At 34.1% G+C, this 22469-nt stretch carries 24 protein-coding genes; 5 read left to right on the top strand and 19 right to left on the bottom strand.

What is annotated here, in order from left to right:
• Positions 1-357 precede the first annotated feature (357 nt).
• From PQ963_05000 to pgsA, 9 genes are all read right to left on the bottom strand, one after another.
• Entirely contained in the window at positions 358-2895 is a 2538-nt protein-coding gene (locus PQ963_05000; GenBank protein ID MEN4029024.1) for an MEDS domain-containing protein, read from the bottom strand.
• A gap of 295 nt (positions 2896-3190) precedes the next feature.
• Positions 3191-4234 carry an RNA 3'-terminal phosphate cyclase gene (rtcA, locus tag PQ963_04995; protein ID MEN4029023.1) on the bottom strand — a complete coding sequence of 348 codons (1044 nt, stop codon included), beginning with the start codon at positions 4232-4234 and terminating at the stop codon, positions 3191-3193.
• Between the two features lie 85 nt (positions 4235-4319).
• Entirely contained in the window at positions 4320-5489 is a 1170-nt protein-coding gene (locus PQ963_04990) for a TIGR03576 family pyridoxal phosphate-dependent enzyme (protein ID MEN4029022.1), read from the bottom strand.
• Positions 5479-6012, bottom strand: a complete 534-nt coding sequence (locus PQ963_04985; GenBank protein MEN4029021.1) for a TIGR00288 family NYN domain-containing protein — start codon at positions 6010-6012, stop codon at positions 5479-5481. The genes PQ963_04990 and PQ963_04985 overlap by 11 nt, the downstream gene beginning before the upstream one ends.
• 307 nt (positions 6013-6319) lie before the next feature.
• A complete protein-coding gene (locus PQ963_04980; protein MEN4029020.1) occupies positions 6320-6664 on the bottom strand; it encodes a hypothetical protein in 345 nt (114 codons plus the stop codon).
• A 107-nt stretch (positions 6665-6771) separates the two neighbouring features.
• Complete coding sequence (locus PQ963_04975; protein ID MEN4029019.1) at positions 6772-7446, bottom strand: DUF434 domain-containing protein; 675 nt, start codon at positions 7444-7446, stop codon at positions 6772-6774.
• Between the two features lie 16 nt (positions 7447-7462).
• On the bottom strand, positions 7463-8119 hold the full coding sequence (locus PQ963_04970; protein MEN4029018.1) for a TIGR00153 family protein: 657 nt from the start codon (positions 8117-8119) through the stop codon (positions 7463-7465).
• A gap of 10 nt (positions 8120-8129) precedes the next feature.
• On the bottom strand, positions 8130-8375 hold the full coding sequence (locus PQ963_04965) for a DUF357 domain-containing protein (GenBank protein MEN4029017.1): 246 nt from the start codon (positions 8373-8375) through the stop codon (positions 8130-8132).
• 72 nt (positions 8376-8447) lie between these two features.
• The gene (gene pgsA / locus PQ963_04960; GenBank protein ID MEN4029016.1) at positions 8448-9017 is read right to left on the bottom strand and encodes an archaetidylinositol phosphate synthase; all 570 of its coding nucleotides are present in this window, start codon (positions 9015-9017) and stop codon (positions 8448-8450) included.
• Between the two features lie 142 nt (positions 9018-9159).
• Between pgsA and PQ963_04955 the strand changes: the two genes are divergently transcribed.
• The gene (locus tag PQ963_04955) at positions 9160-9759 is read left to right on the top strand and encodes an L-threonylcarbamoyladenylate synthase (GenBank protein ID MEN4029015.1); all 600 of its coding nucleotides are present in this window, start codon (positions 9160-9162) and stop codon (positions 9757-9759) included.
• A 14-nt stretch (positions 9760-9773) separates the two neighbouring features.
• On the opposite strand, the gene PQ963_04950 is transcribed toward PQ963_04955, so the two are convergent.
• Together PQ963_04950 and PQ963_04945 are read right to left on the bottom strand one after the other, a co-directional pair.
• A complete protein-coding gene (locus PQ963_04950) occupies positions 9774-11210 on the bottom strand; it encodes a radical SAM protein (GenBank protein ID MEN4029014.1) in 1437 nt (478 codons plus the stop codon).
• Positions 11203-12756 (bottom strand): radical SAM protein, encoded by a 1554-nt coding sequence (locus PQ963_04945; protein ID MEN4029013.1) that lies wholly within the window; start codon positions 12754-12756, stop codon positions 11203-11205. The genes PQ963_04950 and PQ963_04945 overlap by 8 nt, the downstream gene beginning before the upstream one ends.
• Before the next feature lie 249 nt (positions 12757-13005).
• Here PQ963_04945 and radB point away from each other — a divergent pair, with 249 nt between their 5' ends.
• Both radB and PQ963_04935 read left to right on the top strand, forming a co-directional pair.
• The gene (gene radB / locus PQ963_04940) at positions 13006-13701 is read left to right on the top strand and encodes a DNA repair and recombination protein RadB (protein ID MEN4029012.1); all 696 of its coding nucleotides are present in this window, start codon (positions 13006-13008) and stop codon (positions 13699-13701) included.
• Between the two features lie 189 nt (positions 13702-13890).
• Positions 13891-15054, top strand: coding sequence for a pyridoxal phosphate-dependent aminotransferase (locus PQ963_04935; GenBank protein ID MEN4029011.1), 1164 nt, complete (start codon positions 13891-13893; stop codon positions 15052-15054).
• 3 nt (positions 15055-15057) lie between these two features.
• Here PQ963_04935 and PQ963_04930 read toward each other — a convergent pair whose 3' ends face one another.
• Both PQ963_04930 and PQ963_04925 read right to left on the bottom strand, forming a co-directional pair.
• Positions 15058-16833, bottom strand: a complete 1776-nt coding sequence (locus tag PQ963_04930) for a ribosome biogenesis/translation initiation ATPase RLI (protein ID MEN4029010.1) — start codon at positions 16831-16833, stop codon at positions 15058-15060.
• 301 nt (positions 16834-17134) lie between these two features.
• The gene (locus tag PQ963_04925) at positions 17135-17350 is read right to left on the bottom strand and encodes a histone family protein (protein MEN4029009.1); all 216 of its coding nucleotides are present in this window, start codon (positions 17348-17350) and stop codon (positions 17135-17137) included.
• Between the two features lie 452 nt (positions 17351-17802).
• On the opposite strand from PQ963_04925, the gene PQ963_04920 reads away from it, so the two are divergent.
• Both PQ963_04920 and PQ963_04915 read left to right on the top strand, forming a co-directional pair.
• Entirely contained in the window at positions 17803-18258 is a 456-nt protein-coding gene (locus tag PQ963_04920; GenBank protein ID MEN4029008.1) for a YbhB/YbcL family Raf kinase inhibitor-like protein, read from the top strand.
• Positions 18259-18291: 33 nt separating this feature from the next.
• Positions 18292-19311: an ATPase gene (locus tag PQ963_04915; GenBank protein MEN4029007.1), complete on the top strand. Its 1020-nt coding sequence runs from the start codon at positions 18292-18294 to the stop codon at positions 19309-19311.
• Positions 19312-19556: 245 nt separating this feature from the next.
• Here the strand turns inward: PQ963_04915 and argH are convergent, their stop codons facing one another.
• The 6 genes from argH to PQ963_04885 all read right to left on the bottom strand — a co-directional run.
• Entirely contained in the window at positions 19557-20969 is a 1413-nt protein-coding gene (argH, locus tag PQ963_04910) for an argininosuccinate lyase (GenBank protein MEN4029006.1), read from the bottom strand.
• A 25-nt stretch (positions 20970-20994) separates the two neighbouring features.
• The gene (locus PQ963_04905; protein MEN4029005.1) at positions 20995-21150 is read right to left on the bottom strand and encodes a 30S ribosomal protein S27ae; all 156 of its coding nucleotides are present in this window, start codon (positions 21148-21150) and stop codon (positions 20995-20997) included.
• Positions 21150-21446 carry a 30S ribosomal protein S24e gene (locus PQ963_04900; protein ID MEN4029004.1) on the bottom strand — a complete coding sequence of 99 codons (297 nt, stop codon included), beginning with the start codon at positions 21444-21446 and terminating at the stop codon, positions 21150-21152. Before PQ963_04900 ends, PQ963_04905 begins: the two co-directional genes overlap by 1 nt.
• A 3-nt stretch (positions 21447-21449) precedes the next feature.
• Complete coding sequence (locus PQ963_04895; protein ID MEN4029003.1) at positions 21450-21944, bottom strand: GTP-dependent dephospho-CoA kinase family protein; 495 nt, start codon at positions 21942-21944, stop codon at positions 21450-21452.
• Positions 21945-21968: 24 nt separating this feature from the next.
• Complete coding sequence (spt4, locus tag PQ963_04890) at positions 21969-22151, bottom strand: transcription elongation factor subunit Spt4 (GenBank protein ID MEN4029002.1); 183 nt, start codon at positions 22149-22151, stop codon at positions 21969-21971.
• A partial coding sequence (locus PQ963_04885; protein ID MEN4029001.1) for a DNA-directed RNA polymerase occupies positions 22151-22469 on the bottom strand: 319 nt, incomplete at its 5' end. The genes spt4 and PQ963_04885, both read right to left, overlap by 1 nt.

Raw genomic sequence — 22469 nt, 5'->3', positions numbered from 1 at the left:
AATTATTTTAACCCCCCCCATTTTTTACCATTTGGAGAGGCCATCAACATCAAAATTCTATGAATTTTGATAGATTTTAAGTATTTCACTCAACAACATCCACCTGGAGCCTATTTGGTCATAGATCAGCAGATATTTCATTTTATCACAAATATGAAGCGTATACTTCCTTAGTATTAAATTTATCGGTTTAATTCTGAATTAAATCATCCACAAACAAAAATAAAACTGCACTTTTACAAAAACCCGCTAACTGATATTAAAAATACAAAAAAATAAGCTTTCATAACCATGCTACAACCAACTAAATTTGGATAAGGCTAAACCCCTTATATTTAAATATAATTTTTGTTTTCATTAAAAAATACTATAATCAATGGGTAGAACAAAATAAAATATGGAACCTTTCCCTAATTCTGATTCAACCCAGATACGGCCTCCATGACACTCTACAATTCTTTTTGAGATTGCAAGACCAATACCAGCACCTCTGTATTCATCTATGGTGTGAAGGCGTTTAAAAATTTCAAATATTCTGTTCTGGTACTGAGGTTCTATTCCAATACCATTATCAGACACGCTGAAGATATATTTACCTTCATCATCTTTTTTACATGATATATGGATTTTTGGTGGAACATCTTCTTTTTTGAATTTGATGGCATTTCCAATGAGATTCTGGAAAAGTTGAATGAACTGTGTTTCATCAGCAGTCACCAGTGGAAGTTTATCATGGGTAATCTGGGCCTTATTTTTTTCAATTGTAGGTTGAAGATTAGATAAAACTGTATTCAGGATTTTTTCACTATTTACCTGTTTTAATTCATATCTTTGAGCGCTTACTCTTGAATAATCAAGTAAACCCTGAATCATTTTTTTCATATGTTTAGCAGCATCCACTACAAAGTCGATGAACTCGTCAGCATCAGGATCAAGCCTGTTTTTATAGCGTATTTTCAGTAACTGGGCAAAACTTGCAATGGTGCGCAGCGGCTCCTGCAGGTCATGACTTGTAATATAAGCAAAAGTCTGCAATTCATTATTTGAACGTTTTAATTCATTTATTGTTCTATTTAGTTGATTTTCTGCCTGTTTTATTTCTGTTATATCACGTGCAGCTGCAAAAACTCCAATAACTTCTCCAGATTCACCTTTATAAATTGAAGCATTGTATAAAACTGGAGTTAATTGTCCGTTTTTGTGCTTGATTTCAAGTGAATAATCTCGAACTTCACCTTCCCTGAACACTCTTTGATATCCAGATTCAGCCTTTTGGGGGTTTGTAAAGTAGTTTAAAAAGTCTGTACCAATCAATTCATCTCGAGAATATCCTGTAATCTGTTCTGTGGCTGTATTTACATCGGTTATTCTTCCGTCAGGGCCAATTGTAACCAGAGGGTCTAAACTAGCATCAATCAAGCTACGGTTATATGAACTTGCTAATTTAAGCTCTTTTTCAACTTGCTTTTGTTGGGTAACATCGATATCCATTTCAAGGATTAATGGTGAACCATCGATGTCTGTAAATGGGAAGTCATAAACGTCAAGTATACTGCCATCTGGGATTTTAACCTGCCAATAATGCGGTTTACCAGTTTTCAAAGGCTTAAATGATTCGCAAAATTTACAAGGTTCTTTATTACCAAAACGATATTCATAGCAACGTCGACCATGAGACTCTCCAAACATTTCACGAAAAGCATGATTAGCAAAAGCCACATGATAATCAGGCGTCAACAAACAAATCATTAAAGGCAACGTTTCCAGTACATCAAATAATCGCTGCCTTTCATTATAAACTTCCTTTGTACGTTCTTTAACCTTTTCTTCCAGATGAACACGTGCTTTCATTAATTCTTCATTGGAAGCTTCTAACTCTTCAGCAAACTGCTGTAATTCTTTAAGAAGCTCTTCTTTCTCTGTTTCAGCATATTTACGCTCAGTAATATTACGCGCAACATGAACACTGCCTGTAAGTTTCCCTGTTGTATCATAAAACGGTGATGTGCTGACAATAAAATAACCACCTAAAATATCCTCATGAACCTCTGCAATGTGCTCGCATCCGTCTTCAAGCAATTTACTATGCGGGCAAAAAGAGGGTGGTTCATCTGTCCCATGAACTACGCGATAGCACTCTAAACCAACACATTCTTCAGGTGTTAGGCCTAAAGTCTCTGCCATAGATTTATTTGCACGAATAACTTTATGATTATCATCGAGTAGCACTATTAAATCAGGTACAGCATTGAACGTCTGCTCCCAATCCTTTTGGGCTCTAATAGCTGCTTCTTTTATCTGTTTATTATCAGAACTTTCAATTAATTCCCATTTTCCTTCACGCTTTGTAAGGGCAAACTCATGATTATTAACCACATCAATAATCTCGGCTGCTGTGCATTTTTCCAGTGAATATGTACAAAGGGCCATCATCTTATATCTGCTGATAACACTATCTATCTCTTCTTCATAATCAATAAAATCGTTCCAGTCTTCTTTTTCAAGCCAGAACGTGTTTCCAGAAAGTCTTAAACCATCAAAACCTTTCTCAAGAGCGTTATTTAATTTATCAATCCAGCCATTCAAAACTCTATCTGAATCGAAACTGCCTCCTTTAGTGTACCAATCATTGTAGGGAATGATTTCAATTTGTCCTTGCTTCAAATTACGATCGATATCTGGAATGGCCTTTTGCAGTGCATTTTTTGCCTCGTCTTCTAAGAGTGGTTCTGCTGTAATCCACATGCAGAATTCGTTGTTTTCAAGCCCTGCTTTAAAGTAAGGAATAAGAATATCAATCAGGTCTTCTTTAGTTTGAAAGAACTGGCAAAAGTGCGTCCCCCATGGCACGTCTCCACTAATGTCAATTCCAGATTTTCTCAATCTTTCCTTCATTTTGTATCTCTTCTGGCATAGTGGATAGTTTTAAGGAGTATTCAATAGATTACATGAAATTAAGCTGAATTTCATATTTTTTTTATTAATAATTTGATGGGAACTAATATAATTTCTTGATAGTTTAGATATTGATTAAATGAATTTAAAGATTAATATGGTTAATTACTAAATATTTTTGACTTTTATCATGAACTTCTGATCCATTTCTGGTAATGATAATTGATTTAGCGCGATAAATGAAGTATTTTTAACTTAATTTCCATAAATAACAATAATTAGGGGTTTTTTCCATTTAATCAATAATAATGGTTGTTACTTCTCCAATTTGACCTTTAACACTGAACTTTTTCTCCAGTAGCAATTCTGCAACATAAATATTTGTAACAGTGTGAAGAGTTAATTCTGCTGTTTTAACCTCTGAATCTCCTGCAATTGCAATATATGGGATAATCTGATCGCCCATGTATTTATCTAAAGCTGCACCTTTGGATATGTGGTATAGGATTTCTTCTGCAGCTTTTTTTCCAACTTTTTCTGCTTTTAAGCCTCGCTCACCAATAAAACTTCCACCAACAGGAATATCATTGTCACTCCAAAGAACAATTCCAGATCCAGGCCCTGAAGCATTATTAGAATGTTCAATTTCAATTTCAGATTCAATTCCTCCGGCTTCAAGCACTTTTTCTGCACTTTCTGCCTGCCTGATTGCAACATGTTCTGGTAGATTTACTGCATGAGATATTCCCTTAACTTTATCAAACTTTAGATCAATAAGTTTTACAGGATTTAATTTTCGGGCAGGTTTAATTTTAACATCTACAATGCCACCGCCACGTGGATAATGGCCCCTACTCATTATATCCATTTTTGCAGTATATCCCATTTTTTTCAGTATTTTTAAAGTTATATTCTGTAAATAATCAACTGAAGGAGACCATCTAACATCAGTTCCACCTTTAATCATGATTTCAACTGGAGAATCTGCAAATACTGCCGGGATCATGAATGCTTGAAGAACAAGGGTAATGCTTCCAGCAGTTTTTATATCAATTTCAAATTTGCCTCCTTCAATATTTCCTGGCTTAAAAATAAGTTCATCAGAGCCTATATTTAGCTTACTGCATTCAGCTCCGGATAATTGTGCAACTGCATTTACAGCATTTAGATGCTGAGGCATTAAGCCTGATTTTGGCCTATTTGCACGTATATTATTTATATGTATTGATTTTGAGGTTAAAGCTGAAAGAGCTACCGCATTTCTTAAAATGGCACCTCCACCTTCCCCATAAGATCCATCTATTTTTATCAACCTTAGAAAAGGTTGATCATTCTTCAAGCATGAAATTTTAAACACCTGATTAAAATTTTACGTATTTGCATCTTCAAAAACCACTAATTTTTAAAAATCAATCGATATAAAATTACAGACCATTTTCAAATAAAAGAGTCCTGCATGCAAGCTCATAGTTAACAATTTCTTCAAGATGCGAAAATGTTTCAACCATAGCCTTAACAATATAGTCAGCATCCACATGCTGGGCATCCTTTGATGCCAGGTCTATTCGAAGTGTTGCAGATGCTCCAGGCATTCCTACAGCAGGTATTGTTAAAATATGGTAATTTCTAAGTAGAAGAACTGCAAAAACACATGCTACATCTTTGGATGTAACTTCTGTTTCTATACCTTTTTTCCTTAATTCATCCATCAGATCTTCTGCAGATAACATAATTCCAGTTGGAGTTTCCCTGATACTTGGAATATTCTTTTTTAAATCTTTAAATACTTCATGCTTTTTTTTAAATGCATCTAACATTCTATCTTCACTGAAATTATCCACTGCTTTTATTATTCCAGCAATGGTGGATGCCTGGGCTTCAAGTCCAAACTGTTGTGATTTAGATTTAATTAAATCTATTAATTCTTCCTTTCCAGACATTAGTCCTGCCCTTGGTCCATCCATCAGCTTATCAGTACTGGTTATTACAATATCTGCACCCATGTCCATGGCGCGAGGCTGTTTAAAAAGCACTGTCCTTAGTCTTGCACCTGAGGCATCATCAACAAACACCGGGATTCCTCTGGATTTTGAAAGTATTATAATTTTTGAAAATTCTTCTTCTTTAATTATTTGATGGTCCATGGTAGAACCTGTTATTATCACAAGGGAGGTGTTCTCGTGAAGTTTAAAATCATCTATGTTATCATATTCTACGTAAGATGCACCTACAAGTTCCAGGCTTCGGGGTATTGAAGGATGTGATGGTAGCTCTGGCAGGTAATGTATGACTTCATCATTTTTCCCTACAAGGGCTAAAATAGTTGCAAGTATTCCAGAAGTAGTGCGGTTAAAAGCAAGTACCTTTTCTCCTCCCAGGTGCTTTTTTCCAGCATCCTGAAGCTGATCTTCAAATATTGCAGGGCCCGCATAAGTTTCAAGAAGATCCATATCTTCATTGCTTAGCTTAAATCCTCCAGCAAGACCGGTTAAATCATAAAAATCTTCTCTTCCCCACTTTTTTAAAATAGAATTTATTATCCGCAGTGAATTTTCCCTCTTTTTTACCTCATCTACAGAAGACTTAATAAGCATTTTCTTCCCTCAAATCAGTGCCATGTTTGGATTTTCCTTTATCATTTTCTGGATTAAGTATGATTGCATGGTCAGCAGAGTTCTGCAGCGCTGCACTGAATCCAGGTTCTGCACCAATCACAATTGTTTCCTTTCCATTTTCTTTGGCCTTATTTATTATTGGTAAAAAGTCAGCATCACGAGTCATAAGAGCAATAACATCAATATTATGATTATAAATCAATTCCATAGCCTCAACAGCCATGTAAACATCAGTATCTCCTGCGACAACTACTGGAGTAAAACCCTGATTTACAATTGCCTCGATAAGCTTATCTGAAGCATACTGGTTTAACAAAACTTTTCCAACTCTCATATCTCCATATTCAGATATAATTTTCCTTACAATGTCAAGATTAAGGCTGAATTCCTTTCTTAACATATTAGGACCATCTACAAGAAGTCCTATGTTTTTTCCTGCTGTTTCTCTTCTTTTTAATGGAATATAATCCTTAAGAGAAGTCAGCTTTTCAAAACTACGCATTGTAATCCTCCATACTGGTTCAATCATTGATCAACAGGATTTTATATGATCAAAATTAAGTTAACTTCCAGCAAATTATTTAATGAGTTTCAATGTTTTTTTAGCATTTACAAAACCCAGATGGGATATATTTTTGTTCTTTTTTCTATATTAATCTATATATTTTTAAGAATTTATATCAATAGCTGGTTTTAAAAAAATTAAAAACATTTTTATTATATATTAAGTTATAGGTTATGTTTTCAATTTAAAATAGCCAAACATACCTGCTTTTTCATAAAGAAGGAAATAAGTTTAATTTCAAATTTTATTCTATTTCCAGTGAAAATGCATCCTGAAACAGATCCTTTACAATTTGAAGATCATCATCCTCTAATCTGGTTACTGCTCCATTACAGGTATCCCGGAAATAATAATCGGCATCTACAATTTTTCCACTGTTATCAATGTACAAATAAAGCCCATCAACGAATTCTTGGGGATTATCTGAGGGGAGAAATATTTCAAGCCTTACAAGTATTTCAGAACCCTGTATACTCTCGTGTAACTCATCTTTTTTTGTTTCATCTTGAAGAGCCTCTCTAAACCATGCCATTCTATTTTTAAGCTCTTCTCCTAATTTTTCAGTGTATAATCCATTTTCTGGTTCCATAATATCACCCGAATATAATAATTATATTTACTTCATTATTATTTGTGTTCATTTTTAATAAAATCAATGGTCTAAAAACACCAGTTTATATAATTTCTGTTTTTAAGCTAAAAGCTTTTTCTAACACTAATTTTTGATTTTTCTAAAAAATGAAATGGTAGATCCACAATCCTATCCACTTTGTCAATTATAGCACCATCGCTGGTTGCCACAATCCCCTTTTTTGCTCTTGAAAGTTTAATAATTTCAAAATCTACAATTTTTGAAAGGATAGCTTCCCCTTTAAGTCCTTGAAAACCAGTTATTTCTTCAGTGAGGTTTGCAAGCTTACCACTGAAACTAACCTGCCGGTCAAAAAAGAATTTAATTTCTGAAGGACCATATTTTTTAATTAAACTAACAATATCAGTTAAAACATCTTTTGTTTTCTGATTAAACTTATATTTCCCAAAAACAGCATTTAAATCTCTTATTATGCCATCATCACATAAAATAATAGAGCTGTAATCTTCCTGGAAAATAGTTTCCACAGTGATTAATACGTTGTAACCATCTATTAAAATAGATCGGCCTTCAATTTGGGATATATCTACAATTTTATTCCTTCTAAATATAGATTTTGAGTCTGAAAATACGCACCGGACCATATAATTTCTCTCATCCGCAGATAGAAGATATTTATTTGAAACGAAGTTTAACGCACCTTTTTTTCTGTAACCCCTGTTTAGAAGAAATCTTAGATCATATGCTGCCTCTTTAAGAATATATTTTCTAATTTGCATGAAAATAACTGTAATTTCAGCCTTTTCTTTTGGCCACGATAATAGGAATACGATCAGAAGCGTTTTCTGAACGATCGGCAATGTTTCCGATTTTTTGTGTGATATTTTTAAGCTCTATAAGTGTAAAAAGGTCAATTTCGCTCTTCTTGTAGGAATCATAGAGTTTACGGATTATTTGTCTTTCTATTTCATCTCCTTTTTCTTCAAATTTCTCAACTTCATGTGCTTTATTCAATGCTTCACTTAAATCTTTTTCTAAAAGCTCTATAGATTCTTTTAATACCGAAACCGTTTCACATGATGAATCAACAAGCTCGGTAAAGTCTTCCTTGAATTGTGAGGGGAAATCAATCCTTCCAAGAGAAATTGCATATGCAGAGGACTCTGCAGCGTCAGCAACAGAATCTACAAGTTCTGCAAGAACTATTCGATCTTCCCTGTCAAAAGGCAAAAATGCGCCATGATAAAACTGTACTTCCATTTTTCTCCGTATTTCATCTGCTTCATGCTCATATCTACTTATTTCTTCCACTTCTCTGTCCATTAAATCATAATCACCACTGTAAAAGTGTGCCATTGCATCCTTGAGTTTGTGAGCACACTCATAAACAAGTCTGACATGGAGCCTGGAATATTTTTCAACTTCGGTTTCCTTACCAAAAAATCTGTTCATTTTCATCACTTTAAATAAGGTTATGAAGAAGCCGAACAGCATCAAGCAGTCCGTGCGCATATGTTATACATCCAAATGAAGTTATAAAGTCTTCTTTTTCAAGGTAATATCTGGTATCTTCAAAATAACTACTGGCCATCTCTATTATATCATTTTCTTTACCATCCAGTTCTATAGACCCTATTTCTTTTATATTTTTCGTAAATAGTTCAATATCTTTATTAATACGCTCCACAGTATTTTCACCGCCGGCCATAACACAGCCTCCAAACTTCTATTTTCTATCTAAAATGTAAGCCATGAATTAAAGATACTAATCATCAATTAATTATTTCAACTGTTTCCATGCATGATACATTCTCTGTAAACTCGTAAAAAATCCCAGAATAACTATTAGAATGATTGCATATTCCAGTATGGTGTTTATTCCTGTAAAATAACTTAAAAAAACACCAGTCATTATTATAACCAGTCTTTCTGCCCTTTCAGCTATTCCAATATCGCCCTTTACACCTTCAAATTCCATTCTTGCCCGGACATAGCTTACGCTAAATGAAGCAATTATGGCTAAAATTCCTGTAACTGGTACTACAAATCCTCCCACTATAATTCCCATTATAATAAATGCATCAGTCAACCGGTCAGTTGTTGAATCAAGTACTGAACCAAACTGTGAATGAGACCCATGATTTCGTGCAACAGCACCATCAATAACATCAAAAAACCCACTTAAGCCAATTAAAATACCGCCGTACAGTAAATTTCCCGTTGCAAACATGTAACCAGATAAAATACCTGTAAAAAATCCGATAATTGTTAAAACATTGGGATTAATGCGAATTTTCCGAGCAACAGGATCAATATAGATTTTAAAGCGAGGCCGAAGTTTATTAAGCATGTTTATTCATATGGCACTTCCATCAAGATATATATTGTGGATACATATTGATTCCGGCAATGTAGAAATCATTTTAGATTATGCAAGACCAATATTTAAATAACCAAACATCTTAATTTAAAAATAAACTCAAAATGATAAAATGAAACTAAAAATAAATTCTGAATCTCCCCCAAAAGATAAAATCAAAGCTGCAGTTAATGCTCTTAAAGAAGGAAAAACTGTTTTATATCCTACAGATACAGTTTATGGCATTGGAGCAAACATATTTGATTTAGAAGCAGTTCAAAAGGTTTTTTCAATAAAAAAACGGTCATTAAACAAACCCTTATCTGTTTGTGTTTCTAAAATAGAGGATATAGAAAACATTGCTTATTTAAATAAAGATTTGAAGAGATTGATTTCTGACATTTTTCCAGGCCCATTTACCGTTATTTTAAATAAAAAAGAGAACGTGCCTTCCATTTTAACATCTGGAGGCAAGACCGTGGGAATACGGATTCCAGATAATATGGTTTGCAGGGAACTTTCCAGAGAATTTCCCATAACAACAACAAGTGCCAATATTTCAGGTAAACCAGTTCCAGAATCTGTTGCGGGAGTTTTAAAACAGTTAGGTGACCAGATTGATTTAATTCTTGATGCAGGAATCTGCAGGCATGGAATTCCATCTACAGTTATTGACATGACGGTTTCCCCTCCCAAAATAGTGAGAAAAGGAGCAGGAGAGCCTCCTTTTTAAAAAATGAATAAAATTCAGGAACATTGTTTCCTTAAAGAATTATACCAGACATCAGGAGTTCCATCACTTATTTTAGGTAAAATAAAACTTCTAAATAAAGTTTCGATTAGAATTTTGAACATATTTTTATGTTTAATCAAATATTTTGGTCTTAAATAAAATTTCAGGTAAGCTTTAGCCAGTTTCCTTTCAACTAATTTCTTGCTTAATCCAAGCTTTTCATAGTTTATAACAGAATCCAAAACTGTGTATTTACTCCAATCTTCTGTATCCAGAAGTGCTTTTTGTTTAAGTTCGTAAAATATTGGCGTTCCAGGAAATGGAGTTAATATTGAAAATTGACTGTAATCAGGGTCAAGTTTAATTGAAAAATCTATTGTCTGATCCATTTCTTGGGATGATTCACCAGGAAAACCCAAAATAAAAGATCCTAAAACATCAATATCAACTTTTTTTGCAGTATTAATGGCGTCTTCAGCCTGTTTTAAAGTTATACCTTTTCCCATAAGGTCTAAAACACGTTGTGAGCCTGATTCAACTCCACAATACAGAGTACTCATACCTGCATTTTTCAGACATTCCAAAAGCTCATGATTTACTGTATCAACTCTTGAAGAAGTTACAAAACTTAAATCAAGACCTCTACTTCGAATTTCATCCGCTATTTTCATGGCTCTTCGTTTATTGAGCATGAATATGTCATCCAGAAATGCTATTTCCCTAACATCATATTTATAAACAAGCTCCTCCATTTCATCAACCACGTTTTCAGGGCTACGACTTCTAAACTTTTTACCCATAATTAAAGAAGAAGAACAGTAGTTGCATGAGAAAACACATCCTCTACTTGTAATAATCCCCCCTGCCTGATTTTTAGATGTTTTATATTCATTGAATGGTATAAGATGCCTTGCTGGAAATGGCAGGTCATCAAGGTTTTCTATTAAGGGTCTTGGTTTTGTTGCTTTAATTTTGTCATTGCCCCTATAATATATCCCTTTAATCTCATTAAACTCCTTTTTTTCACTATTTTCATATTTATTGGTGATTTCAACCATAGTTTTCTCGCCTTCGCCCATAACAACAACATCTAATGTATCTTCAGTTTCTAAAGTCTCAAATGGCATGAAAGTAGGGTGAGGCCCACCTATAACTGTCAAAGTGTTAGGTAAAGCCAGTTTAATAGCTTTAACATATTTTAATGCATTTTTTATTGTTGCAGTTGTGGCGGTAACTCCCATGACACGAAGATCAATTTTTGAGGCTAAATCAGCTATTTTCTTAAATCCCATTTGATACATGTCATCATCGATTATTTTAACAGACACTGAATTTTCTTCAAGTGCAGCAGCAAGATACATTAGATTTAAAGGAGGAATTTTAATACCTAACCCTGTTTTTACATGGCCCTGATCAAGTGGATTGATCAACAAAACATCGATGTTATTCATGTTTTTTTGCCTCCATATTCAATTTCAAGCATCCATAATGGGTTTCACGAGTGTTAAGATCGTCTATTTTATTTTTAAGTTCATTCCATTCTTTTTTATTATTTATACAGCCTGGATCTGGAGCTAAAATATCATCAAAATAATTATACGCCCTTGCCCTGCAGCCGCCACAAATATTTCTTGAATCACAGTCTCCACAATGTCCATTAAGGATGTCTTTATTTCTTAATGCGTGCAGGACGTCATTATCTGCCCATATATCTTCAAAATCATCTTCAAGCAAATTACCTAATTTAACCTCTTCATAATGCGGGAAAAATACACATGGATACATATCCCCGTTAGGTTCTACACTCATGTAAAATCTGCCGGCACCACATCCTCCAATAAATTCAGCAAGCTGCATTAAGGCAGGGTTATCATATTCTGGATTAAAAAAATGAGTTGGAATCACTTTAGAATCCTTTGAAAGCATTGATTCAGCCACCACAGCATACTGGGGAGAGGTAGATAAAATTTGCATTCTGCTACCTTCATTTTGAGAATAAGCTGTTTCAAGAATATCTGATCTGTCCTTAGGAGAAATATCCATGTCCATTATTTCATATCCTTTCCCGGTTGGTATGAAATTATACAGCATGAACCAGTTAGCACCTAAATCTCTTACAAAATCAATCATCTCAGGAATTTCATCAACATTATTTTTTGTGACTGTTGTCGCTACTTCAACAAAAATTCCTTCATCAACAAAATTCCTTACTGAATCAATTGCCATCTCCCATGCTCCATTTACCCCTCTAAACGAATCATGAGTCCCTGGATTAATCCCGTCAAGACTTATTTGAATGAATTCAAGACCAGCATCTATAAATTCCTTTGATCTTGCTTTATCTGCAAGTGTATAACCATTTGTAGCCATAGCAGCACACATTCCACTATTTTCAGTGTGAGAAATAAAATCAAGAATATGGGGATGAATCGATGGTTCGCCTCCAGAAAATGCAATAGATGTTACACCTGCTTTAGACATGGTATCTAAACCATTTATAACCTCTAAGGCAGAAAGTTCACTTTTTCCTTTTTTACCTGCATCCTCATAACAGTGCATACAGCGCATATTACATGCTTTTGTAATATTCCAGACTATTTGAAACGGTGCTCCCGGTACAAAAGGTTTTTGAACACCAAATAAAGCTATTCCTTTAAGTACACTACTTAATCCTTTAATCCAGTAATCATCGTCCATTACTTCTTTAAGCTCAATTTCAGATGTACCAAAACTTGTTGCACCCTTTTTAACCAGATAACCTATAATTTTAGACATTAATCTACATTTATAGCATGCATGTTCTTTTTTTCCAAGATATAAATTTAAAGCATTCTCTAATCTTATTGATTCATCTTTTTGACAGTAATTTAAGGTTCTTTGAAGTAAATACTTTGCCAGGGGATTATCTGCTATCTTTTTAAATGTTCCTATCATGTCCCCTACATTTGATTCGTTTAATTCTGATTTAAATTCATCAAAATCCATTATATCAACCAAAATTTACTCATTATATTAAACAGGAATGTCTAAAAAGACTCAATAATTATTAAAAATATATTTTTATGTAATAATATATTTAAATTTTGCGAATTTTAAGTAATAAGAGCCTGATTTAAAAAAGATTGATCCACCAAAATTATTTTTATTAGAACAATCAAAGATGGTCATATAAAAATAACTGACTATCAATGAAAAATTACTTAATTTAACTGAATTTTAAAGATTATGGCTTAAGAGGTATAAATATTGAAAACATTATCTAATGTTAAAAATAGAAGTAAATTACCAATTGGATGTTCTATTGATACTGTAATAGGAGGAGGAATTGAAAAAAGGTGCATTACTCAGTTTTACGGCCCTCCAGGATCTGGAAAAACAAATATTGTGCTCAAAATGCTGGTGCAGTGTGCAAAAAATGGGAAAAAAGCAGTTTTAATAGATACGGAAGGTGGGTTATCCATTGAAAGAGTAAGACAAATAGCTGGTGATGATTTTGAAAAACTGGCAGGAAACATAATCGTTATGGAACCCACAACTTTTAAGGAACAAAATGAGGCCCTTCAAAAGATAGAAACCAGTTTAAAAAGCGGTGCAAATAATATAGAACTTGTTGTTCTTGATTCTGCTGTTGCACTTTACAGATTAAAAGACGGCAGTCAAACTGAAATAAATCGAGAGCTTGGAAAACAAATGGGGCTTCTCTCAAGACTTGCAAGAAAATATGATATTGCAGTAATTATTACAAATCATATATATTCTCTTTTTGATGAAGAAGATACTATAGAGCCTGTTGGAGGTACTATACTCAAGTACTGGAGTAAAATTATTGTGGAACTTGAAAAATGTGATAATGGAGACAGGTTTGCAGTACTTAAAAGACATAAAAGTAGAAAAGAAGGTAGTAAGATCAAATTTGAAATTATTGATAGAGGTTTAAAATAATAACTGAATTATTGCAAAGTTATATTATAAATGGGATAAGTCCTTTTGCTTTTAACATAGTCATCAGGGGTTAAAAGTTTAAAACATTTTTAAATAATTATAAATAATAGTTAAAAAAAAGTTATAATAATACTTAAGGTCCTTTTTGAAATTATTCAAATAAATACTACTTTATGTGTTGTGAGATAGATGATTTCACCAAAAAAATATGCAAGAGCAGCTAAAAGATTACCTAACGGCTTTAAAACTATAAATGAATTTTTTAATCACATTTATCATGATGAAGAAATGATCTGGATGGGTCAAAATACCAACCATTTACATGAAAAAGATGACATCATGTACTCCATGCTTGAAAGCATTGAAAATAAGGACTACTGCAAATACCCGCCGCCAGAAGGATTTCCTGAGCTAAAAAACCTTATACTTGAGGATTTAGGTCTTAACGATGGAACTAATGATGTTCTGGTAACGGCCGGCGGTACAGAATCCTTATATCTTTGTATGAACGATATATTAGACCCTACAGATAATGTGATAACCTGCGATCCAGGATATCTCATTATTGATAACTTTGCAAGTAGATTTGCAGACCACGTTAAATCAATTCCAATTTACAGCAAAGATAATGATTACAAACTGACTCCAGAGCTTGTAAAACAGAACATTGACAAAAATACCCGGTTAATATCACTTGTAGATCCATTGAATCCGCTTGGATCCTGTTACACCCTGGAAGAAATAAAAGAATTTGCTGATCTGGCCGTTGATAACGATATTTATCTTCTACATGACATAACTTACAGAGATTTTGCAAGAAAACATCATCTTGCTGCCGAATATGCTCCAGACCACACTGTAACCATTTACAGTTTTTCAAAAATCTGTGGAATGGCAGGACTACGTATTGGTGCAATGATAAGCACCCCCGGGATTTTAAATTCCATTAAAAGTATTGTTATAAACGACCTTGGAACAAACATCGTTGCACAAAAAGGAGCGCTTGCTGCACTTAAATCAAAACCAGAATGGATCGACAGGATAAGAAATACCACAAGATCCAACCAGAAAATTATTAAAAAGGCCGTTGATAACGTAGAAGGGGCTTTTATACCAGTTTATCCATCAGATGGGAATATGCTTGTAATTGACCTTCATAAAGCGGGAGTAGAACCTGTTGAGGTTGCAGAGTATCTTCTGGAGAGAAAAATCTTTGCAAGAGAAGGTGCATACACCAGCAAATTATTCGGGCACCGATACCTGAGAGTTAGTTTTTCCATACCTGAAGCCTGTGTTCGAAAGTTTGCAGTTAATTTCCAGGACGCAGTGGAAGCGCTGCGGCCTAAATACTGAAAACTAACTCTCCAGATAATAATATTCTCCTTTTTCTTTCTGTTCACGGTCAAGATAGCTTCCCAATTTATTAACACGTGGCCTTTTGGTCTCTTTATCTCTTCTAAAGGTTATTTCAACATCAGATAAAAATTTATTCATTGCAGATCGAAGGTCCATTGGCGATGTTGCATGCCCCTCAACTCCAGGATCTCCATAGAAGACCATTGCACGGTTAGATATATAATCTATAAAGACTATATCGTGATCTATTATGATTGAAGCTGCATGACGATTTTCTATTATCTTTTGTATGGCTCTTGCTGCCCGTAATCTTTGTTCTACATCTAAAAATGCTGTAGGCTCGTCAAAAAGGTAAATATCTGCATCTTTTGCAAGTGTAGCTGCAACAGCAAGCCGTTGGAGTTCTCCACCACTTAAATCTTTAACATTTTTTTCCATAATTTCATCAAGGGTAAAAGGCTTTACAATTTCAGTTTTAAATAGATTAGTACCATAAGTAGGAGCAGTGGTTATTAAAAACTCCTGAACTGTCCCATCAAAGTCAGAAGTTAAATACTGAGGTTTATAAGCTATTGAAACCTTTTTTCCTATTTTCCCTTCATCTGGTTTTACTACTCCTGCAAGCATTTTGGCAAATGTTGTTTTTCCAATACCATTTGGACCAAATGCAGTGATAATTTCATTGTGCTGAACTTCCCCTTCTTCTGCCTCAATTGAAAATCCATCATATGATTTTTTAAGGGCCGTATATTCTGCAAGAGCTTCAGCTTCAACTATTTCAGCTGGAGGTCTTACCTCAAATACTATCGGCTGTTTTCTAAACCTAACATTCTCTTCCCTTAAAAATCCTCCAATGTAAGTGTTAATACCAACTCTGACTCCTCTCATTTGCGCTACAACACCATAAGCTCCAGGATGACCATATAAAATGTGCACATAATCAGACATAGCATCAAGTGCTGCTAAATCGTGTTCTATAACCATTACAGATTTTCCTTCTTCTGCAAGTTGTCTTATAACCTTTACAGCATTTAATCTCTGTTTTACATCCAGCCATGATGTTGGTTCGTCAAAATAATAAAAATCAGCGTCTTTTAAGGTTGCTGCTGCAATTGCGATTCTTTGGAGTTCCCCACCACTGAGCTTTGAAATATCCCTATCCAATATCTGATCTATTTCAAGCGCTTTTGATATTTCATCCAGCTTATCTCGCCCATCAATACTTTCTAAAAGGCTCCCAACTTTCCCTTTTACTACTTTTGATAGCATATCCACCATTTGTGGTTTATGTGAGACTTTTAAATCCTCTTCAGAAAGTTTTTTAAAGTAAGATTGAAGTTGTGAACCTTTGAAATAATTAATTATTTCTTCCCATTCAACTTCCACTTCATAATTTCCAAGGTTTGGTTTAAGTTCTCCAGAGAGGATCTTAATAATTGTTGATTTTCCAATCCCGTTTGGACCTAAAATACCTACAACAGAGCCTTCTTTAATATTTGGAAGTCCGAATAATTCAAACTGGTTTTGACCATATCTGTGAATCGGCTCTTTGAGAGCTTCAGGGAGATTTATAATTGTTACAGCATTTAAATAACATCTTTTGGTACATATACCACATCCAGAGCATAATTCTTCAGATATAATTGGTTTTTTTGTCCCAGGATCTATTGTTATGGTGTCTTCTTCCATTCTAACCCCTGGACAGTATTCAATGCAGACATAGTTGCATTTTTTGGGCTGGCATCGATCACGATCTATTATTGCAATTCTTGTCAATCTATCACCAGAATAAGTTTAATACTGTAATTAATTGAATTACTGAATGAGTATTATTTTACATCTTTCAGGAGAAAATAGATTTTTCTATTTATCATTTCTTAGGAATGTTATATAAATTTGATCAAATTTTTAAACTTCTATTTTAGAATTCCCTTACACTAAATAGCAAAAATTCAGGTATCTCATTAAAACAGTATTACTTCCAAAAATAATCCATAAGTTTTTAATTGAATTTTGTTAAAAAATAAAAAATGAATTCTGCAAAAATTCTATGAATTTTTGCGGCACTCAAGCACTATCAAAGATGTACTCTGGTTTTGACTGCAAGTTCAATGTCAGATGCTTTAACAGTCTTTCTTCCAGCATGTCTTGCAAGTTTAACAGCTTCAGAAGCTATTTCTTCACCCATTTCTTCCAGGACTTTGGTAAGTTCATCTCTTGCATCGTCACTAATTCTTTGTGCACCTGCATTTTTTATGATTCTTCCAACTGGAGCAATTGGTAATTCAGTCATTCATATCACCTCAATACATTATTAGTACTCCATACTATTTAAATTTGTCGATTATATCATGTTCTGGTAATCCTTATCCCGATTGTGACTTCATTTTAATTCATATTTTGATATTTGTCATGAGCCACTTTTAGTTCTGATTACTGATTATAATTATAATTTTTTATCATTTTTTAAAATCATGTATAATTTCAAAATGAAAATTAACTTCAAATCCAGGTTTTTGAATTTAAAAAAAAGAACATACAACGTTTTTAAAATAATAATTTATTAAAAATATTTATTAAAAAGGGAAAGGGAGGTAGAATCTAATCATTATTCAAATAGGAGCGATAATAGTACAGTTAGTACACTTTTAGTGCTTATAACACTGATCCTATATATTAAATATTTACGAATAAATATTAATCATTGGTTAAATATATTGCAAATTAAAAAAGGAGATGATCAATTTGATAAATATTGAAAGTGATGCTTTTAGTGATGGAAGCAATATACCCAAAAAATATACCTGCGATGGAACAGATATTTCACCGCCACTTCGATGGGATATTCCAGAACTTACCCAAAGTTTTGCAATTCTATGTGAGGATCCAGATGCTCCCGGAGGAATATTCACCCACTGGATACTGTTTAACATACCCTCAGACACCTCAAAACTTCCAGAAGACATAGAAAAGAAAGAAAAACTGGAAAGTGGAATGATTCAGGGACTAAACAACTTTGGGTTTCCAGGTTACAGAGGACCATGCCCTCCCGGTGGAGAGCACAGATATTTTTTTAGAATTTATGCACTTAAAAGGACATTGAATTTAAGCACTCCTGTAAAAAGAGAAGACTTTTTAAAAGCTTTAAAGGATAATATCCTGGATGAAGGACATTTAATGGGGAGATACAGACGAAAATAATTTTTGATCAGATTATTTTAAAGGAGAATAGCCTTGAAATTTGAAAAAGAAGAAATAATTAAAAGAATATACAGAATAAGGGAAGAAATTGGCCACCAGAATGTAAACCCCCACATTAAAGATATAATATTTAATGAAGAAAATGGTGTCATGCTTATTATTACATTTGATCGGCCGGATAAATCAACCGTTATTGGAAAAGGAGGCTGGGTAGCTGGAAAACTTAAAGAAGAACTGAATATAAATTCCATACACGTGGAAGCCTATCCAGATCTTTTACTTAAAGAGTATAAAATAAAATTAACCCAGAATAAGTTAGAAGAGCTTTTATCCCCTGATTTTGGTGATTTTAAGCATCTTAATACTTTAAATAAATTTTTAGGTCAGAGGCTTCAAAATATTCACGATTTTGAAGCTGTTTTAACAAATTTCGAAACCGTAGAAGAATCTAAAACTAATGAAGCTGTTGTAGCATTATCCGGTGGAATTGACAGTAGTTTTTCATTAATAGTGGCTAAAATTCTGGGATTTAATCCTATAGCAGTTACAGTTAATCCTGGGAGCATAATTCTTCCCCGGTATTTCCAGGAAAATGTGAAAAATCTTTCAACCAAACTTAATGTTAAGCATTATTACCTGCAAGTAGATATGGATGAGATTATAAAAGATTCACTTGCAGGAATATTTCATCCATGTGGAAGATGCTCTAAAGTAATAAAAAAAGCGGTTTTAGATTATACCAAAGAGATAGGTGTTCCCTTTTTGATTTACGGGGATCTTCTAACTACCGGGACCCAATCAATTGTCAGAGAAAATGGAATCTTTAAACTGAATTTACCGGCAATGCTTTCAGTAAGCAAAGGTGAAATTAAAAATACTGCTTCAAAATACGGAATTTTAAAAAAGGGAGGGTATGGATGTCCTTTACTTAATGAGGTCCATAGAAAACATCCCCACATGAGAAAATTTTCATTGCAGCGCATTTTAAGGGAAACCCGTGCAGGCATATTAGAGCCAGGCGAAGCTCTGGAGATGATAATGAAAACCATCTAAATTTAATGGTTTTCTGCATTTTTAGCCTATTTAATGACTTCCAGTATTCCGTAAGCTATTAAGAAAATTCCTACAAGATACCCCACAAGCTGGGGATAAATTATCATCAAAATACCAACTAATATCGCAATTATTCCTATTAACTTGGGTGTTGAATCGCTTTTCATGTATATTATTTTTTGTAATAGATCATATATAAATATTATGATAACTTGCCAAAAACACCCTGATTTTAAAATTAAATGTTAATAGTTCCTGTATCTTTCTTCATCCAGAAAGTTCCTTAAATTAGTTATAGCATTTTCCACTGCCTGTGGAGAAGAACCCCCAGTTACAGTTCGAACTTTAATATTTTCATAAGGATCAAGGGCCCTCTTTATCAGTTCATCATCAAGCCCCAGTGTTTTTCCAGTAACTTCACGTGCAACATTATCCAGAAATTTTGAGTCAATATCATCAATTGAAACATCACTTTCCAGAGCCTGTGTAACCATTCTTCCAACGATCTTATGGGCCGTTCTAAAAGGCATGTCTTTGCGGACCAGTATATCTGCAAGTTCTGTTGCAGTTGCAAAATTAGATTTTGCAAGCACAGCTACGCGTTCCCTGTTTACAGTTATTGTAGATAACATGCCACTTATTACACCAAGCATTGATTTTGCATTATCTACAGAATTCCAGAGGTGTGGAGTTAATTCCTGTAAATCACGGTTATAGCTATAGGGTAATGCCTTTAAAATAGTCATAATAGTCATTAATTCTCCTGTAAGAACTGCACTTTTTGCCCTTGCAATTTCTGCAACGTCAGGATTCTTTTTTTGGGGCATGATTGAAGATGTTGATGAGTATTCATAGGCAATTTCAATGACTCCAAATTCATATGTGCTCCAGATTATAAGTTCTTCACATATTTTACTGAGTGTAGAAGCAAGCATGGAAAGTGCAAAAACTGTTTCTGCAATAAAATCCCTTGAACTTACAGCATCAATAGAATTTTCCATAATTTTACTGAAGCCAAGCATTTTGGTTGTCATTTCCCTGTCAATAGAGAAACTCGTGGTTGTCATGGCTGCAGAGCCAAGAGGATTCATATCAACTCGTTTATATGCGTCCATGATCCTTTCATAATCTCTTCTTAAGGCATTAGCGTAAGCAAGCAGGTGGTGAGCAAATGTGGTTGGTTGAGCATGCTGCAGATGGGTGTAACCTACAAAAATGGTTCCTTTATGTTCATCTGCCATTTTAATGATTTCTTCAATAAAGTTAAGTATAGATTGATTTATCTCTTTTATTTCCTTCTTTAAAACAAGTCTAAGATCTGTAGCAACCTGATCGTTTCGTGATTTGGCAGTGTGCATGAAACCTGCTTCTTCACCTATTTTAGAAGTCACATAGTTTTCCAAAGCCATGTGAATGTCTTCAACTGAAAGGTCAAGGTCAAGTGCTTTAATACCTTCCTCTTTAAGGTCTTTTAGAGCATTTACAATTTTTTTCGCTGTTTTTGGGGGGATTATTTCCTGTTTTGCAAGCATTGTTGTATGTGCAATGTTAAGCTCAACATCCGCCTCAAAAATACGTTTGTCAAATTCTAAAGAAGAAGTAAAAGATGCAGTGGCTCTGCTCATCTTTCCTTTAAGCCGTCCAGATCTTAAATTCAAGGTTTTTCACCGTTTAACTAAAAGATTATTCTTTACCTTTCCATTGTGTGTATCCGCACTTTCCACAGGCATACCTGTCCCCGTGGTCTGCCATGAAAACACCGTGTGAGCATCTAACGCACTCAGGGTTTTTTCTTACGAGTTTGTTATCCTTAACTTCATAAAGGTCGCATTTTCTCATTATTCTTCACCCTCTTGAGGTTCCGTGTTTTTGTCCAGAACATGTTTCTGTTCAATTTCTTTTAAATTTTCAAACCGGTCATAGATTTTAGCATATCCTTCAGCTTTACCTTCTCCAAATTTAGGTAATAGCCTGCTAACTACAAGAAGATCTTTGTCTGCATCCAGTAATGCAACAAGCTTATTTTTAACGTCCATGACTTTTGGAGTAGGTTCTCCATGGTATAAACAGTCAAAGTGTACTTCAGTTCTGTTTAAAAGTGGATTTTCAATTTTTTCTTTAATTTCAATTTCCATTATTCAACCTCCCTCAAAATAATTTAGCATTTCTTTTGCCTTTTTTCTTACTTTATCAACTTCTACAAGTACAACTCCTTCTCCAGGCTGTCCATATAATATTAAGGAGCCTTTAGGAGCCATTAAAACACAGGGGATAACTGCAAGATCCTCTTCCCCATCAACAACAATTAAAACATTTGATTTAGGGGCAATATCAAAGGATTTCTGGATAGTGACCCATAATTCATCAGTTATTGCTCCCGGAGGATTCACCGCATTTAATGTAACTGTACTGTATTCTATACTATGTTTTGATGGTTTTCTTTCAATTATATGATCTATAATACTGATTTCAGGTATTATACCTGCATTTAAAAGATTATTTGTTGTTTCATCTCCAACAGAGATTATAAAATGATTTTCAAGGACTGATCTATTAATGTCATCTAAAGTCAGATATATTTTACCAAAAGGTTTTTTAAATTCCATCCGGTGTTCTTTTTTTAATAATAACACATTTTAACCTGAAAATCTTATTAATCATCTTACTCTTAAAGCATATTCTCCAGGAAGACTGATATTAAGCTCCTTTGCAATGCCTGAATTTTCAGGGTCGATCACTATTAAAAAACCACTCCAGTTTCTTGAAGTTGGAACCTTGCATACAGCACATCTTTCATCTTCCATTATCCGGTGACATCTTGTACATGCTTTAGTAACCATTATTTCTTCTTCCTTTTCTCTTCTTCAATCCATTCTTCTCTTCCAAGGCCTGGCTGTCTCATGGTAAGACCAATTTTAGTTTCTTTGGAGGATTTACCTTTAAGGCTCAGTGCCACAATTCTTGCACGGACTTTATTTCCTTCTTCCAGGGTCTTTTTAGACTCTTTACCAAGTAAAGCTCCTCTTTTTGCGTCATAATTTATGTAATCATCTGTTACCTGGGAAACATGAACCAGACCGTCCATTGGGCCCATTCGAACAAATGCCCCAAATTCTGTAATTTCAATAACTTCTCCTTCTACAATTTCTTGAAGTTCA

The organism is Methanobacterium sp. (assembly GCA_039666455.1).
Taxonomy (GTDB): Archaea; Methanobacteriota; Methanobacteria; order Methanobacteriales; family Methanobacteriaceae; genus Methanobacterium_D.
Note: the sequence above shows the minus strand (reverse complement) of the source record. Positions and strands in the feature narration are given on the sequence as shown.